Raw genomic sequence first — 16,503 nt, 5'->3', positions numbered from 1 at the left:
CGACATTCGTTTTAGCCCTTTTTCTACACGCTGACGTATTTTTTAAATCGATGCATATTTCACAATGGCTGCTTGACGTGTCATTTCGTGATATGCCACCCATAATTCATCACCTGGCAAGACGCTAGTGATCGGATCGATTGGCTGTTTCACTTCATACATCACGCCATCTCTCTCAATCTGAATGATCGCTAACGGCTGGTTGCCGATGACACCGGAAAATGTGACATGGGTCACTTTTGCACTTCCTTGTTTCTCTTGCATAAGACTGATTTCTTTATCCAGATCTTCTTGTTTTGTCTGCATCGTGATTTGAGTTCCTGGCGCGACCTCCATATGATCAGGGATGAATTGGCTGACCGTTTTTGTGATGGATTGATCTCCGCTAGAAACCGTCACATCCAGCATAATAGGCTTCTGATCATGAATTGTGACTGGATATTGCTTCACCCGTTGGATCGTTCCTGTCAATGTCACGTCTTTCCCCAAACGATTCCGCACTTCATGCCCATAGGCTGCCATTTTCAGCTGACCACTGATGTCGACGAGATCGGCTTTTTCTCCTGTTCTAAATTCAAAACCAGCGGCTTGAATCATCGGAATGGTATACCTTTTCTGATCTGCTTCAAATGTAAGTGATAAAACGGTGCCTCGTCCTACGGTTCCATATGATTCTATGTTTCTTAAAATAGCGCCTTTGACGAACTTTGGCTCGCTTGGCTGCGAGAAGTCACCTTCTTTTAAGAGCATCGCTTTTTTCTTTTTCGGATTGTAGAGAATGGCGATACGCTGACCCGGTTGCGGTATCTGAGTATAGGATACAACCGTTTTAACCGCCTTTTCGATATTTTTCCCATCATATTGAAATTGAAGTTGCATGTTGACCAGCGGCTGTTCGTTGATGTAGGTACCCGTTTCTTTGACTGATACAATATTGGCTTCTAATGTGACACTGTCTTTTATCTTGTTCTTTCTCACAAGCCTCAAAATCGGTGGCAGGAAGATCGCTAGCACAAATAACAACAGTGGGATAAAGAGCCATATCGCCCAGTTGAGAATAAGTGGTCCGCCCTTCATGACATATTGCATAAAGGTGTCAACAGACGTTTGGTGGGCTGGACTGGCATTTTCGATTGAGATAACCTTTTGCAAAGGAAATTCCTTTAGCTGTTTGCTTTTCGCCTCAAATGCCCCCGTTAATTGGTTGCCAAGTGAATAATAGAGCCAATCGCTCTTCACATTTTTATGAAAAGAGAGATCTTCTTTTTGTAAAGATTCATATGACAACGACTGAGACAGCTTGCTGGCAGACGTCGCCTTATTCGTGCGATGATTATAAATATAACCAGTCAGCTTGCCTTTTGCTTCGTCCTTTGCTGTAGAGCCTAAAAGAAGAACTTCTTCTTCATTCAGCTGGTAGATAAAGGTTTGGTACATCGGTTTTGGTGTTGGGACGACTTCCCCAAGCCTTCCCTCTGCATCCACTTTCCTTGGTCTTTTTGGATAGTTGGATTCGACAGCGACAGCAACGTTTTGTGATGATCCGATCGTTTTTTTCAGTTGCTGCACGACTTTATCTTCAATGAGGCTAAACGGTTCTGCACTTTTGGAGACATAGACCCCAAGCTGATGCTTCTCGTTTGAGATTCCGCTGACATACGCCTTCTGGTCATTTTTCAAAGTCAATTCAAACATAGGGAATGGGGTCTGCCCTCTAAAAGAATTCATGACGACATCGATGGAAACAGGTCTTGCTGGTAGCTTCAGCTCGCTGAGATTGTGGACATGAAACTGACCATTCTTTAGCTCACCGAGGACCGCAGCAGCGCCTTCCATTTCTCCTGTAAACACGAGACGTCCATTCCATTGATATGTATTCGTTTTTAAAAATGAGGGAATCTGTAAGTTTTGCTTGACGAGTTCTTTCTTTGCTCCGCTTGGAGACAGTTTTTCGATCAACAGCTGATCGTCTTTATTTTTTAAAGCAAGTAAGAGATGGTTCCCTTGAATAGATGGCAGCATTTCATTAAACGTATCGCTTTCCGTTATCCATTCACTGATTCTTTTTCCTGATTGAGGATCATACATTGCAAAATGGAGCTGCTGGTTTTTTGATACAGCACTCACTACTCGTTTTCCTTCATCGAATGTAAATATTTGTTTGACGTCATATTGCGTCGCTTTCCCTGCTGACAAATCATCTTGGTAATGGTTCCACACCAAGACACTAAGAATGATTGCTGGAATAAAGAAGACAATATACCTGAGGAAAATCACTGGTATTCTTTTCACTTGATCGCTTCCTTTCATGGAGTTCCTTTTTCTTATACGTCAGTGCAGCGAGAATGTTTCATGCTAGAAGAATACCATTCCAACTTTCTAAATCCATATTTTACATATTTGATTGTTTACGATAAAATCCAATCAGATTCAAAAAAAGGATGTTATCTCAATGGATAAGCTATCATCGATCATTCTAGCGGCTTGGCTGCGTGTTCCCCGTTGGTTCAAGCAAGGGGTGCTCGTATCTATGACCATTTTCTTTTTTTATATGTGCTTTGTAAAGGGGCTGACTGGCTGGTACACCTTGCCGCCTGTCACTTTGCTCGCATGCGCCATTTGTTCCTTTTTCATCTGGATGGTGTGGCTAAACAGTCAAAAAAACAAGTGAAAAGGAGAATTTCATGAAAGAATCCATCTTTTATTTTGCTATCTCTTTTGTTCTTCAATGGGTTTGGTTTGGGGTTGTGCATCCAGATAGAGGCGTGACACTGCTGGACATGTTGATCTTCTCTATTTTGTTTACGGTGATGTTCTTTTTTATTGGCCGGATTTGGAGGTATCAGAAGAAAGGGCGAAGGGAGTGATGATGAAGCATTTCCTCTTTCTGTCGATGAGTGTTCGTTGTTCTATTGTTGACGGCGAATCTTTTTGAAGGGGATGTCATGCGGATGGTATCCGCTTTTAACCTAAAAAGGCTGCCAAATAGATGGCAGCCCGTTTCTTACTCTTTTCATGCAAATAAATAATCAATGTTTAATCTCCGTCACGGAGTGTATGAATTAAGATTCGATCATATCAGTGTGTCATATGTGTTCCGAGTGAACCTACGTTTGAAAGTAAACGCCATGGAAGTTCTGGATAACAAGACAACGAAAGCCCTACCTCTCATTCGTCCTTACGGCTCCGAAGCCGTGCCAGTGTGAATTGTAAATCAAAACGTCTTTTTTCCATTCTTCCGCTTTTATAGGGGGGCGGTTGCAGAAGGAAAAGAATAAGTTTGTTCGCTTTGACAGCGTCTCGTTCTTATCAAGTAGAAGCTCTATTGCTTCTCATTATGTCATAGAAAAAAGAAAGTTTACTTTCTTTATTTATTTGCTATTTCAACACTTAATACAAAACTATAACACGTTCCCCCAACTTACGCAAGTGTTAAAGTGATAATTCTGCTGGTGTCCGGTTTCCTTCGTTCATATAACGAATGGAGGTTGGGTCAATCTTAAGGATCACTAGGTTTGGATCATCTTTTCCTTTAAACCATTTCTCCATCTCATCAGACCAAAGGCGGTCGATCAGTTCTGGATCATCAGTTAATGTGGCTTTACCTGCGATTTCTGCATATGTGTCCCCAAATCCTTCACCTGAATAACCAATGAGAATATGAACATTCGGATTTTTTTCAATCTCATCAGCTTTATGTGTTTCTTTGCTTGTTGGTGTATATAATGTCAGTCCTTCATGGAAAAAAGTCATATAGCGGGTATGCGGCTTATCTTGTTCAACAGTCGCCAATGTTCCGACTTTTTGTTCGTCTAATAAATTCATTACCTTTTGTTTTAACTCTTCTTGTGACATGTATCTTCACTCCTTCAAAATGTCATCCGTACTCTTAGGTTTCCACGACAACCCATTCATTAAACAAAGAAATGTGTTTTTCATAAAAAGACATCTTCTAGCTGATGCTATAAAAAACGGACACATTGAAAGGGGAAGTTGAACATGCATCATGAAACGATGTTCCATTTGAGTTCACTTGTTATTGCAGCGGTTGTTGTGGGCATTATCATATGGTCTGTCTCATCTGTACAGAAGAATCGGAAGAAATACTAAATACACCGCCCAATCAAAGCTGGGCGGCGTGCTATTGATCATGTATTCATAAAGGAACCGCCGTTGACGTGAAGTGTCTGTCCCGTCATATAAGACGATTCGTCCGAAGCAAGCAGTACATAGCAGCCTACATGCTCCACAGGCTGTCCTGGTCTTCCCATTGGGGTCTCGGCCCCGAAGTTTTCGACACTGTCTTCATCAAATGTAGATGGAATGAGCGGCGTCCAAATTGGACCGGGTGCTACACCGTTGACCCGAATTCCATCTTTCACAAGCGACTGTGCCATAGAACGAGTAAAGCCGTTGATGGCCCCTTTTGTCGCCGTATAATCAATGAGCACTTTGTTGCCTCGATACGGGTTAATAGATGTTGTATTAATAATGGAACTTCCCGGTTTTAAGTAATCGAGTGCCTTCTTCGTAAAATAAAAATAAGAATAGAAATTGGTTCTAAAGGTTTGGTGAAGCTGTTCACTAGAAATATCTTGAATACGTTCTTTCGGATGCTGTTCGGCCGCATTATTGACTAAGATGTCCAGCTTCCCAAAGGCTTCAACTGTCTTTTCTACCGCTTTCTCGCAAAAGGCTTCGTCCCCGACATCCCCTGCAATCGTTAAACATTTAACGCCTTCCTGTTCTACACGTTTTTGCGTATCTTCTGCATCCTCATGTTCATTTAAGTATACAATCGCGACATGAGCTCCTTCTTTGGCATACGCAACAGAAACGGCACGTCCAATTCCGCTGTCTCCCCCTGTAATCAGCGCTACTTTTCCTTTTAGCTTACCAGACCCTTTATACGATTCATCCTCATAGATCGGCGCAGGATTCATTTCTCTTTCACTGCCTGGCTGCTGATCCTGCGTTTGGCGCGGAATGCCATTTGTTAAGTATTCACGTAAATCCATGTGTAAGCTCCTCCTTGATTTGTTGATGTATCCTTTCATTACCACTTCATTTTTTCACTCAAACATCCCTATGCTTCATCAATGCGTTTTGAAAACTGACAGGTTTCAGGATGTGAAAAATCGGTTACATAAACATAAAAAAGGAGCGTTCTCACATGCTGTCAACCATTTCTAAAACCTTTAGCAGACCAAAAGGCTGGCTCGGAAGCATCGCAGGTTTTATTATGGCAAATGAAAATAAGGCACTGAATCAATGGGCGATCCAGCATTTAGATTTATCAGATGGTGAAAACATATTGGAAATAGGCTATGGCCCCGGCTATAGCCTCAAACATATGCTCAAGCATTATGACGATCTTCACATTGATGGACTAGATGCTTCTTCAACTATGAAGGAACAGGCGCATTCGCGTATAAAGAAACGATCCAAAGAGAAGCAGGTCCGGCTGTATGTCGGGAAAATTGAAAAAACACGCCTGCCGGCGGATCAGTATGACAAAGTACTCTCTGTTAACAATTATACGATTTGGGATGACCCAAAGGCTGGCGCACTCAACCTTTATCACACCTTGAAACCTGGCGGAAAACTCGTCATTGTGATGCAGCCAAGAGAAAAAGGAGCAGACGCCAATCGGACAAAAGAAATGGGCGAAAGCATCCTCAATGACTTAGAATTTGCTGGATTTGATCAGTTTTCTGTTGAATATGAAGAGATTCGTCCCACCCTCGCTGTCTGTGTCACAGCAAAAAAGCCGAGAAGCGAATAAGCTCTCGGCTTTTTTCTTACCATTTTGCCTCTTTGACAAATTGATAAAAAAGTTGATGTAATTTCTGTTCAATCTCTTCCTTTGTTCCTTGTCCATAAAGCGCCATGCTTTCTTCGCTTTCAATGATGGATGAACTGATCAGGCTAAACATTTCAGACCCTTCTTTGCCAAGCTCTAGCGGCGCCAGCATGAGGAGCATTCTGGACATGAGCTGTTGCCCGCCATCCATGCTTTTGATCTCATATGCCTCATCAAGATCATAGATATGAAAGACCGGTTTCTTAATGAGATCATGCTTTAAGTGAAAAAGAGCAAACTCAGTTCCCGGAATGCCTAAACCACCTTGCTGCTCACGCTCAAGTAAACCGGCTGTCACTTCGTCTGCACGTTCTAAATAGCCTTGACTTTCAACCTGACGCATCAGCTCTCTCATTGTTGACTCATGCTGCTCCGTCGTCCTCTTTTTTTCGATTGTAAAATGGGACAAGATGCTGCGAATCACTGACATATAATTCGTGATTTGCTCTGCCATTCCTATCATATCAACCGTTTCCTCCACCGATTCTTTTGCAGATTCCTGCGCTCTTTTTTTCTCAATCAGATAAGGAATTTTTCGTTTAATATGAGACTTGACCCGCACTGCGTCATCCTCGTTTAAGAGCGGGCTGACCATAATGTAATCAATATGCTCATAGGGGATCGGCACGGTTGATACGATCATGTCATAGCTCGCAGCGTCGATTTCCTTTAGCTCCATTAAGGAAGATAGATCGAATTTGGCGATCTCAGGCAATTCTTTTTTTAATCGTGATGCGAGCATTTTGGACGAACCGATGCCGCTTGAGCAAACGACCAATGCATGAATCTTTGTTTCTTCTTTTTTAATTTCAAGCACCGAACCAAAATGAAGCACGATAAAGGCAATTTCATCCTCTGGAAATTCGATCTCAGGAAAGAAGCGCTCCACACCTTCTTCAATCGCCATGAACAGCAAGAAGTAGTCTTTTTTTATTTGTTGTGTGAGCGGATTGTAAATCCGCATCTTTTCTTTTAAACGGTTCATAGCTGGTTCAAGATGAGACACGAGTCCCTCATACAATGAATCGTTTTCATTTAAATGGTAGCCTGTTTTATGAGAAATAAAGTCAATGAGTTTCTTCGTTCTCAGCGCAATATCTAACTCAATCTCATCAATGCGGTATTCTGCCGTAAAGCTTCGATTTGCACTACGCAAATGGATGGTCATGTAGCCGACCTCCGCTTCAGGAATCTCTACATTAAACATGCGTTCTAATGCTCGTGCGATTCTGAGTGAAGATTCAAATTCCTTCGTCCGCTTTAATTCAAGCAATTCTTCCTCTTCCATCCGAATGGTTTCACCGATTTGAATGCGTTCAATGGCATAGGTTAAGTGAACGACAAGTGCAATATAGGCACTATCTGACAACGAGAGAGAGAGTCTGTTTTTCAAATGAAAGAGCAGCCTTTCTACCTTGAGCAGCTGTCCTCGACTGACTACCCCAAACACCTTTTCAGTCGCTTTCGTTCGATGTTTAATATTCATCTCAATCGTTTCGAGAAATAATTGAATGTCGAGACGGTCAACGATCAGGTTCCCGACAATTTTTCGTTTGGCTTCCTCAGGCCCTTTTAATTCAATGCCGTACCCACGCTTGCGGATAAGCAGTAAACCGTAGGGAGCGATCCAGTCCGTCAGTTCATCTAAGTCGTAGCTGATGGTCGCATTTGTAACCTGCAAGTCGGCTGCAAGTGTATATAATTTCACCGGTTCTTTTGCTTCAAGCAGGGCACACAGGATTAAGAGCTTCCGTTCATCAGAACTATATTCAATTTGATCTTCATTTGAAATATGAGACAGAAGCCGCTGTTTGTCTTCCTGTTCACCGACCGCCTTCAAGCCCTTCCCCGGCTGTTTATCAAGTGATAGGTTGTAATTCTTTAAAATAGGTTTAATGGATTTAAGTTCTCTATGAATGGTTCTTGTACTTACTTGAACAGAATCGGCGATCTCACGAATGGTGACATAACGATTTTGCTGAATCATATATTTGATCACTTTCTGTTCTCGTGCCGTTATGTACATGAAATGCCTCCTTCTGCTTAAATAGGTCTATTGTCACACTTTAATATAAAACGCTTTCACTGATCGATGCAACCTGAAGTTGATCTAAATTTGGCACACAGGTTGTGACAAAATGAAAGACTCACACGTTTCTCCAAAAGGAAGGTCCATAATCCTTTTGATGAAATTTAATCGTTTGTTCATGAAATGGCAGTGCGCCCCCGACCTTTAATGAATAGGTAGGATGATAGACGGGAGAGCCAAAGCAATACTCCATCGTCCCTTCCTCCGGCCGAAACATGACGGTTCGCATCGTCCCAAACAGCTCTTCATAATTGTGCACAGTCAGACCAGCAGGGTATTCTGCCTGAAATAGTTCCGTAAGAGACTCGCTTGACGGCTGTTCTTCTAAAGCTTGAATTAACATGTCGTACCTGACAACAGAATGATGTTTCGTCAACCCTTTTGCCGTGTGATCAGCGAGCGGATGGTTCGTAGCCGCAATAAATCCACGCTCCGGCCTTCTCACCTTTTTTTGCCCATCAATCATTTCAATCACAGCCGCCTCTCCCTGCCGGTCAGCAAGCATTAGATGAACATTAGACGCGACGGGCATTTCCTGTACCAAACGGACGGCATCCTCCACCGTTTTACAGGACTCTAGCACAGCACGAATAACATGATATACTTGCAAGCCAGCAACAGCCGGCGGCTTTAAGCCTGGTTCGTTGCCAATAGGCGGACCGCATGCAGAAAATGTCACCGATAGACCATGTTCATTCATCCCATCCGATCGACCAAATAAGATTAATGATGAGCCTGTATGGACTGCTGAGCCCTTCACATGTGTAGATACAAGACGCATATCATCAAACAGCGGAGAAAAATCATAGTTGCGAAGCATCACCGTTTGTTGATTGGCAGCCTCATTTCCCTGCATCACACAATGGGAACAACCTGGCTGAAGATGCGAAGAATAGAAAAAGGTCAAATTGCTTTCATCCATTTGCATTTCATCACAAAATCCCGTGAGTTCTTCCTCTAACTGAGGAAGAAACGGTCGAATCAGCTGCTTCGTTTCCTTCACAGCCTCTTTTAATAACGGTTCTGATTGAATGTATTGTTTTTTAAGCAAAGGGTGCTCCTTCAGCCAGACAGCCTGCTGCTTTCCTATCTCATAAGCTGTTCCTTTCAATTCATGAAAATACGCGCTCATCTCCTGCATGCATACACCTCTTTTGTCTTTGTTTCTTTTATCATATCGAAACAGCCCTTCATTTAAAAGAATGAAAAAAACTGCAATCCCGCGGGATCACAGTTGCTTAGCGGATTGTTGAAACAGCGCTTCTGCCATTGCTTCATATCCTTTGTGGTTCGGATGAAATTGATCAATCGATAAGTATGCGCTTTGATGACCTTCAAATACACCGTAAATATCCACCACTTCTACATGTGGATTCGCAGCAAGCTGGCGAAGGTGATGGTTGTATTGCTTCAGCCATCTCTCTGCGATCGGAATCTCAGGAAAAGGATTATATAAATTCAATAAATATACGCAGTATGGATGATGCTGACCTCTTTTTATCAGAGCGATTTCTTGAACCATTTTGCTAAAATTCGCCTGACAATGCATAGACGCTTGCAGCAGTGTCTTTTCATCTTCACCTTTTTCATACTGCAGAACAGCTTGAACAAGATCATTCCCGCAGCCTGTGATGGTGATGATGTCAGCATGAGCAATCGCCCGTCTTACATCAGACCGCCGAAAAAGCTGCAAGATCTCTTCCGTTGTTAACCCTGATTTCGCAAATACGGACAGTTTCACCGGTATATGCAGCTTCTTTTCAAGCTTCGCCGCATATCGCTCCGTAAAACCGCCGCCAAATAAACGTGCCCCCACCCCAACCGTTAAGGAATCTCCAATCGCAACATAGGATCGTCCCACTCTTATCCCTCACTCTCTCCTGCCTTCTCTTATATATACGAAAAAGAAGAACAAATGCTTGTAGCAGATGGCTTAAAGGCATCCACCTTTTTTTCAAAGACGCAGGATGAGCGCATTTACAAACACTTTACTTGCGATATCGATCCATTTTTTGTTCAATGGGAGTAGGGTTTTTTTGCTTAAATCGCAGCTTTGAAGCGTTTCAGAAAAATTTACAAACTTTTTATCTTGATTTCAAGACTTTATACCTTGACTTCAAACTATATAGTGATTACAATGAAAATATCAGTTTTTATGTAACTGTGCTTGTTACATCTTTTTCATAGCATTCCAATATGATTAAAGATGCCACATATTCAGTGTATCTTTGGGATACGCTAAAAAAATCATTGAAACAGGAAGGATTGAATGAACATGGCAAAAGTTTTATACATCACTGCACATCCGCATGATGAAACAGTTTCTTACAGTATGGCTACTGCTAAAGCATTTATCGAATCTTATAAGGAAGCAAATCCAAGTGACGAGGTTGTACATATCGATTTGTACAAAGAAAACATTCCTCACATTGATGCAGATGTATTCGCTGGATGGGGCAAGCTTCAATCTGGTGCTGGCTTCGATACACTTTCAGCTGAAGAGCAAGCGAAAGTTGCTCGCCTAAACGAATTAAGCGATCAATTCGTTTCTGCTGACAAATACGTATTTGTTTCACCACTTTGGAACTTCTCATTCCCACCAGTTCTTAAAGCATACATCGACTCTGTTGCTGTAGCTGGTAAAACATTCAAATACACTGAGCAAGGTCCTGTTGGATTACTAACAGACAAAAAAGCGCTACACATCCAAGCACGTGGCGGATACTACACTGAAGGTCCTGCTGCTGAACTAGAAGCAGGTCACCGTTACCTTGGAACAATTGCAAACTTCTTCGGTATTCCTTCTTTCGAAGGTCTTATTGTTGAAGGTCACAATGCTGAGCCTGCAAAAGCAGAACAAATTAAAGCAGATGCGATCGAACGTGCAAAAGCTTTAGGTAAAACTTTCTAATTATTAACACGCAAAAAGCCAATGATCTTAACGGTCATTGGCTTTTTATTTGTTCAGATGCAAAACCTAATTCTTTTGAAATGCCGCTGGCCGCTTTTTTGACCTGCTCAATTAAATAAGGAAGCCGTTCCTTTTGATAGCCTGCCTCAAACCCCGCAATACTAATGCCTGCTGCCACTTCTCCGTGATGATTGAAAATGGGCGCTCCAATAGCTGCAGTATAGTTTTCAAGCTCTGAATAGCTTAACGTATAGCCGCGCCTGTTTGATTCTTCGATCATGTTTCGCAGGACATCTTTATCGGTAATGGTTCCGATCCCGATTTTCCCGAGCTCTACCGAATCAATATAGGCAAGTCTCTCTTCCTCTGGCAAAAAGGAAAGAATACTTCTCGCACAAGCTCCCGCATATAATGGGGATCTTCTTCCGACAGCGGTGTAGAGCCGGACAGGCTGCGTTCCTTCCATTTTCTCCACATAAATCGCTTCATCTCCTTCACGAATAATGAGCTGAACAGCCTCACCTACCTCATCACGCAAGTTTTCCATAAAGGGCCTTGCAATTCTACGGATATCGAGGCGGTCGGCGACAAGCTGACCATATTCAAGGAACATCAAGCCTAATCGGTAAACACCTGAAGGATGCTTTTCTAATAACCCCATATCGGCTAACGAGTTGGCCATTCGGTGTACAGATGTTTTGGGCATGCTCGAGAGCTCAATCATGTCATTTAACGTTAATTGTTCGTGTGTGATAAAAAGCCGTAATATCTCCATTGATTTCACAACGGTTTTATTTGTGTTCTGCATGTTTCTCACCTTTTCTAAAACGAAAATGCTTCGAGTTTTAATCTTGCCGTCAGGTCCTTCATCTCTGCTTCTTGTGTGAATAAGGCTTGCTCTGCTTCTTGGCGGTCAATTTGTTGAAACGTGAGATTCGCTCCAGGCATCGCCTGCGCAATGAGCGGCAAATCGACTGTTGCCACCTCACCAATACGGGGATATCCACCTGTCGTCTGGCGATCTGCGAGCAGAATAATCGGCTGGCCGTCAGGAGGAATTTGAATAGAGCCAAAAGCAACCGCTTCTGAAATCAATTCAAGTTTTTGCTTTAAACGAATCGGTTCCCCTTTCAATCTGCATCCCATACGATCAGATTGGGGAGTGACCTGATAAGACCGTTCGAAAAAAGCTTGCTGCGATTCTTCCTGAAAATGAGATAGATGTCTGCCTGCCAGCACCCGAATGACTGGTGATTTCCCGAGAGGCAAAAAATGAGCATGATTGACTGTCCATTCTGGCGCACGTTCCCCTTTGCTTTTTAACATGTGAACGAGGCTCACCGCCAGTGGTGACGGTTCTCCAATCGGCAGGACGTCTCCTTTTTCTAGCGGACGCCCTTCTACCCCGCCTATCTTCGCTCTGACATACGTACTTTTACTTTTCATCACCGGCTCAACATCAAATCCACCGGCTACAGCGAGATAGGAGCGGCATCCCCTCTTACAAGGGCCAAAGGTGATCGTGCTTCCTGCTCGAATGAAGAGTGGTTTCCATAGAGGCGCTTGTTCTCCGTCAATCTCAATCTCCACATCAGCACCGGTCACGGCGATCAGCTGATCCTTCTGACATGTCAACACTGGGCCGGGTCCCATTAATGTGATTTCCAGCACCGCTTCGTTTTCTTGATTCCCGGTGAGGATGTTGGCGATTCGGAGCGAGAGCGAGTCCATGCCGCCGCTCGTTAAAACACCGTACTTCTGATAGCCTATTCTCCCTTTATCTTGAATGGTGGTGAACATTCCTGGCTTGATGACATGCATACTCAACGATCTTCCTCCTTCATGCTGAAAAATTCCTTTTCAGACAGTTGAACAAATCGAACCTCGTCCCCTGCCTTTAGTAGACTAGGTCTCTCAGCATTCGGCCGAAATAAGGACAAAGGGGTTTGTCCAATGAGCTGCCAGCCTCCGGGTGTAGATATCGGATAAACCCCTGTCTGCTTCCCCGCAATACCCACAGACCCTTTCGGAATCGACATTCTTGGTGTTTCTCTACGCGGAGCTGCAATTTTTTCAGAAAGTCCGCCTAAAAACGGGAACCCAGGAGCAAACCCAATCATATAGACAAGATACGTCCCGGATGTGTGAATACGTACAACTTCTTCAGGCGTCAAACCATTGATACGGGCGACTTCTTCTAAGTCAGGACCGAGCTCTCCTCCATAACATACAGGAATGTCGACGATCCGGCGCTTTGCCTGATTCCCCTCCTGCCAGTTGTCTTCAAGGAGGTTTTCAATATAGTCTTTGACCCATTCATACGGAGAGATTGCACGTTGCTTAAGCTGAGCAGATTGATACACCTTATAGGGCTCATAAAAGACGGTCACGTTTGTAAAGGCTTGAACAGCTTCCACATATCCGTCAAATGGATGCTGTTCAATACATGAAAACAGCTGCTTCACACGCTCATGAATGTCTTCACTTATGTCAGTCCCGGCTTGAATGACAATGGCTGCGTCTCCTAGCGGGTGGAACGTGATCGTATCTTTTATCGTTGAAAATGCCACTCTTATGACACCTCTCTTTCTACAGGACACCGAGCTTTTGATCTCTTACATCTGTGATAAACATATGACCGGGTGCATGGGTGATCGCAATGTCTGGCTTAGTGTGCATAACAATGGCTTGCGGCGTCACACCACATGCCCAAAACACCGGGACTTCCCCTTCTTTGATCACAGATGGTTCTCCAAAGTCTGGTTGATCTACATGTTCAATGCCAATCACAGCTGGATCACCTATATGGATAGGACCGCCATGTACCGATGGGAATCTAGATGTCACCTGAACACTTCTTGTGACTTGATGCGCTGGGATCGGCCTCATACTGACAACCATCGGACCATGGAATACACCTGCCCTTTCACATGGAATGTTCGTTTGATACATTGGTACATTATGACCGTCTTCAATATGGCGGACAGGAATGTCATTCAGCATCAGTGCATGCTCAAACGTAAAGCTGCATCCGATGAGAAAGCCCACCATATCATCCTCCCAATAGGAAGAAATATCTGTTACCTCTTCTTGAAGAACCCCTTTTTTGTAAATACGATATTTAGGGAAATCCGTTCGAATATCCGCATCAGGTGCTGAACGCCTTGGCACTGGATCACCTGGGTCGAGCACATCAAGCAAAGGGCACGAAGCCGGATTCCGCTGACAAAATAAAAGAAAATCGAAGGCTAGCTCTTTTTTGACGATCATTAAGTTGGCTTGCGCAAATCCCTCAGCAAAGCCAGCCGTTGGTCCTGTGATCTTCTGCTTACGAATCAATTCCCTTATTTGTGACGGCTCATAGGTTTGATATGCTTTCATGTGATCAGCTCCATAGTTTTGGAATTTCATTCATGATGGTATATCCGCCCATGATTGCCATGATGACAACAACAAACGCACCTGTTGCTGTCAAAAAGAATGGATGGCGATAATCACCGACAATTTCTTTTTTATAGGCAGCAATCAGCAATGTTCCGAGTGCAAGCGGCAAGATCAATGCATTGATGGCCCCAACCAAAATCAATATGTTCACAGGTCTTCCAATCGTGATAAAACAAATGGTCGAGAGCGCAATGAATCCAACGATAATGCCTCGTTGATTTTTCTCGATTTTTGGTGAGAAGGTTTTAAAGAAGGAAACGGAGGTGTATGCTGCTCCAATGACTGAGGTAATGGCGGCAGCCCACATAATAATCCCGAACATTTTATATCCAACATTTCCAGATGCTAATTGAAAAACAGACGCAGGCGGGTTCGATGGATCAATCTGTAAGCCTTTTGAGACAACTCCTAGAACGGCTAAAAATAAAGCCACACGCATCACGGATGTGATCAAAATACCGAAAATGGAACTTTTCGTCACTTGCGGCAATGCATCCTTCCCCTTAATGCCAGCATCCAGCAGACGATGACCACCAGCAAAAACGATATAGCCACCAACTGTCCCGCCGACAAGTGTGACAATCGATAACATGTCAATTTTCTCTGGCACAAAAGTTCTCATGACCGCTTCTCCAACTGGCGGTGCTGTGGAAATAGCCACATACAGCATCAGACCAATCATGACAAAACCAGCGATTTGTGTGAATCGGTCCATCGCTTTCCCTGCCTCTTTGATGACAAAAATGAGAATGGCAATGACTGCACTGACCCCAGCCCCTATGCGGGGATCGACGCCGAATATGACCTGAAAACCGAGACCCGCACCAGCGATATTTCCAATATTAAAGGCAAGCCCCCCAATGACAATCAAACAGGCTAACACATATCCGAGACCCGGCAGAACCATATTGGCAATGTCCTGTCCTCTTTTTTCCGAGACGGCAATGATACGCCATACATTTGTTTGCGCAAAAATGTCTAGCAAAATGGAAATCAAAATGACAAACCCAAAGCTAGCTGCGAGCTGCTGTGTGAACACCGTTGTTTGTGTTAAAAATCCCGGTCCAATGGCGGACGTTGCCATTAAAAAGGCTGCGCCCATCAGCATAGAACGGTTCCCTTTTGGAGCTTTCATCTGTTTGGCTTTCTCTCTTTTCATGCTGTTTCCCCCTTTGATGACGATTTATCGAAAGGCCTTGAGTTGAATAGTGGCTTCTTTTAACTTCGCTGTAATGTTTTTTGCAAATTGAAGCGCGTGACTGCCATCCCCGTGGATGCACACCGTATCTGCTTTGAGCTGAACATCTTCCCCTTGCACTGTCCGCACTTTCCCCTCTCTTACCATACGGATGACCTGCTGAACTGCCCTTTCATCCTCTTCAATAAGTGCATGAGGTTCACGGCGGGATGTCAGTGTCCCGTCTGGTTGATACGTGCGATCAGAAAAAACTTCATGTGCCACTTGAAGACCGATTCTTTCCCCTGCTGACGCAAGTTCACTGCCTGACAGCGCAAATAACACAAGGTTAGGATCAATATCATACACAGCCTTCGCAATTGATTCAGATAATTCAGTATTTTTAGCCGCCATGTTGTAAAGGGCGCCGTGTGGTTTCACGTGCTGCATCGTGCCACCTTCTGCTTTCAGAAAGGCTGATAATGCACCAATTTGATAGATCACAAGATCATAGGCTTCCTCTGCTGAGATAGCGATTGGACGTCTGCCAAAACCGACTAAATCTTGCAGACCTGGATGTGCACCAATTTGAACCCCTTTATCCAGTGCCATTTTAACCGTCTTTCTCATCACAGTTGGATCTCCCGCATGAAAACCGCATGCAATATTGGCTGAGGTAACATATTCAAGAATTTGTTCATCTGAACCGATGGTGTATTGACCAAAACTTTCTCCCAAATCACAGTTAATATCCACTTGATACATAGGACCCCTCCTTGTCGTTCCGAATTGCGGAATAGAAAGTCCGAATATTCGAATTTATATTGATTATACCAACTTTGGATAGACTGCACATGAAATTGTCAGAAAATATAACAATAGAACTAGTAGAATGTGTCTCTTGCAAACTTTCGGTCTCATTCTCAAAAAGGTTATTCTATCAACCTTTTTGAACATTAAAAAAGAACAAACGTTTGCAAATAAATGCAGACAAAAGCATTCATTTGGGGGAGTATTGG

General features: G+C 43.5%; 16 protein-coding genes. 4 read left to right on the top strand and 12 right to left on the bottom strand.

Annotated features, from left to right (window positions below):
- Positions 1-42: 42 nt before the first annotated feature.
- Entirely contained in the window at positions 43-2,292 is a 2,250-nt protein-coding gene (locus V7L95_RS09460) for a hypothetical protein (protein WP_340965994.1), read from the bottom strand.
- 160 nt (positions 2,293-2,452) lie between these two features.
- Between V7L95_RS09460 and V7L95_RS09455 the strand changes: the two genes are divergently transcribed.
- Both V7L95_RS09455 and V7L95_RS09450 read left to right on the top strand, forming a co-directional pair.
- Positions 2,453-2,671: a hypothetical protein gene (locus V7L95_RS09455; protein ID WP_039963137.1), complete on the top strand. Its 219-nt coding sequence runs from the start codon at positions 2,453-2,455 to the stop codon at positions 2,669-2,671.
- Between the two features lie 13 nt (positions 2,672-2,684).
- Positions 2,685-2,867 carry a hypothetical protein gene (locus V7L95_RS09450; RefSeq protein ID WP_041091160.1) on the top strand — a complete coding sequence of 61 codons (183 nt, stop codon included), beginning with the start codon at positions 2,685-2,687 and terminating at the stop codon, positions 2,865-2,867.
- A gap of 565 nt (positions 2,868-3,432) precedes the next feature.
- Here the strand turns inward: V7L95_RS09450 and V7L95_RS09445 are convergent.
- Both V7L95_RS09445 and V7L95_RS09440 read right to left on the bottom strand, forming a co-directional pair.
- The gene (locus V7L95_RS09445) at positions 3,433-3,855 is read right to left on the bottom strand and encodes a pyridoxamine 5'-phosphate oxidase family protein (RefSeq protein ID WP_008347166.1); all 423 of its coding nucleotides are present in this window, start codon (positions 3,853-3,855) and stop codon (positions 3,433-3,435) included.
- 293 nt (positions 3,856-4,148) lie between these two features.
- Complete coding sequence (locus V7L95_RS09440; RefSeq protein ID WP_008347170.1) at positions 4,149-5,018, bottom strand: SDR family oxidoreductase; 870 nt, start codon at positions 5,016-5,018, stop codon at positions 4,149-4,151.
- Positions 5,019-5,173: 155 nt separating this feature from the next.
- Between V7L95_RS09440 and V7L95_RS09435 the strand changes: the two genes are divergently transcribed.
- The gene (locus tag V7L95_RS09435) at positions 5,174-5,785 is read left to right on the top strand and encodes a class I SAM-dependent methyltransferase (protein ID WP_340965984.1); all 612 of its coding nucleotides are present in this window, start codon (positions 5,174-5,176) and stop codon (positions 5,783-5,785) included.
- A 16-nt stretch (positions 5,786-5,801) separates the two neighbouring features.
- Here the strand turns inward: V7L95_RS09435 and V7L95_RS09430 are convergent, their stop codons facing one another.
- The 3 genes from V7L95_RS09430 to V7L95_RS09420 form a co-directional block, all read right to left on the bottom strand.
- Entirely contained in the window at positions 5,802-7,889 is a 2,088-nt protein-coding gene (locus V7L95_RS09430) for a BglG family transcription antiterminator (RefSeq protein WP_340965981.1), read from the bottom strand.
- Positions 7,890-8,010: 121 nt separating this feature from the next.
- Positions 8,011-9,093 carry a C45 family peptidase gene (locus V7L95_RS09425; RefSeq protein ID WP_340965979.1) on the bottom strand — a complete coding sequence of 361 codons (1,083 nt, stop codon included), beginning with the start codon at positions 9,091-9,093 and terminating at the stop codon, positions 8,011-8,013.
- Between the two features lie 87 nt (positions 9,094-9,180).
- Positions 9,181-9,813 (bottom strand): GDSL-type esterase/lipase family protein, encoded by a 633-nt coding sequence (locus V7L95_RS09420; RefSeq protein ID WP_017366635.1) that lies wholly within the window; start codon positions 9,811-9,813, stop codon positions 9,181-9,183.
- Positions 9,814-10,227: 414 nt separating this feature from the next.
- Here V7L95_RS09420 and V7L95_RS09415 point away from each other — a divergent pair, with 414 nt between their 5' ends.
- Entirely contained in the window at positions 10,228-10,863 is a 636-nt protein-coding gene (locus V7L95_RS09415; protein ID WP_024720223.1) for an FMN-dependent NADH-azoreductase, read from the top strand.
- A gap of 34 nt (positions 10,864-10,897) precedes the next feature.
- Here the strand turns inward: V7L95_RS09415 and V7L95_RS09410 are convergent, their stop codons facing one another.
- The 6 genes from V7L95_RS09410 to V7L95_RS09385 are packed head-to-tail and all read right to left on the bottom strand — an operon-like array spanning position 10,898 to position 16,249.
- Complete coding sequence (locus V7L95_RS09410) at positions 10,898-11,671, bottom strand: IclR family transcriptional regulator (RefSeq protein WP_007498093.1); 774 nt, start codon at positions 11,669-11,671, stop codon at positions 10,898-10,900.
- A gap of 14 nt (positions 11,672-11,685) precedes the next feature.
- Positions 11,686-12,690 carry a biotin-dependent carboxyltransferase family protein gene (locus V7L95_RS09405; protein ID WP_206114193.1) on the bottom strand — a complete coding sequence of 335 codons (1,005 nt, stop codon included), beginning with the start codon at positions 12,688-12,690 and terminating at the stop codon, positions 11,686-11,688.
- Positions 12,687-13,433, bottom strand: coding sequence for a 5-oxoprolinase subunit PxpB (gene pxpB / locus V7L95_RS09400; RefSeq protein WP_050826965.1), 747 nt, complete (start codon positions 13,431-13,433; stop codon positions 12,687-12,689). The genes V7L95_RS09405 and pxpB overlap by 4 nt, the downstream gene beginning before the upstream one ends.
- Before the next feature lie 19 nt (positions 13,434-13,452).
- Positions 13,453-14,244 carry a putative hydro-lyase gene (locus V7L95_RS09395; protein WP_050826964.1) on the bottom strand — a complete coding sequence of 264 codons (792 nt, stop codon included), beginning with the start codon at positions 14,242-14,244 and terminating at the stop codon, positions 13,453-13,455.
- Positions 14,245-14,248: 4 nt separating this feature from the next.
- Positions 14,249-15,466, bottom strand: coding sequence for an NRAMP family divalent metal transporter (locus V7L95_RS09390; RefSeq protein ID WP_008347191.1), 1,218 nt, complete (start codon positions 15,464-15,466; stop codon positions 14,249-14,251).
- 24 nt (positions 15,467-15,490) lie between these two features.
- Positions 15,491-16,249 carry a 5-oxoprolinase subunit PxpA gene (locus V7L95_RS09385; protein WP_212357600.1) on the bottom strand — a complete coding sequence of 253 codons (759 nt, stop codon included), beginning with the start codon at positions 16,247-16,249 and terminating at the stop codon, positions 15,491-15,493.
- Between the last annotated feature and the right edge of the window lie 254 nt (positions 16,250-16,503).

Origin of the sequence: Bacillus sp. PPSBB_11, from assembly GCF_038023285.1 — a bacterium.
Taxonomy (GTDB): Bacteria; Bacillota; Bacilli; order Bacillales; family Bacillaceae; genus Bacillus; species Bacillus altitudinis.
The sequence above is the reverse complement of the archived record's forward strand: the minus strand, read 5'-3'. Positions and strand labels throughout refer to the sequence as shown.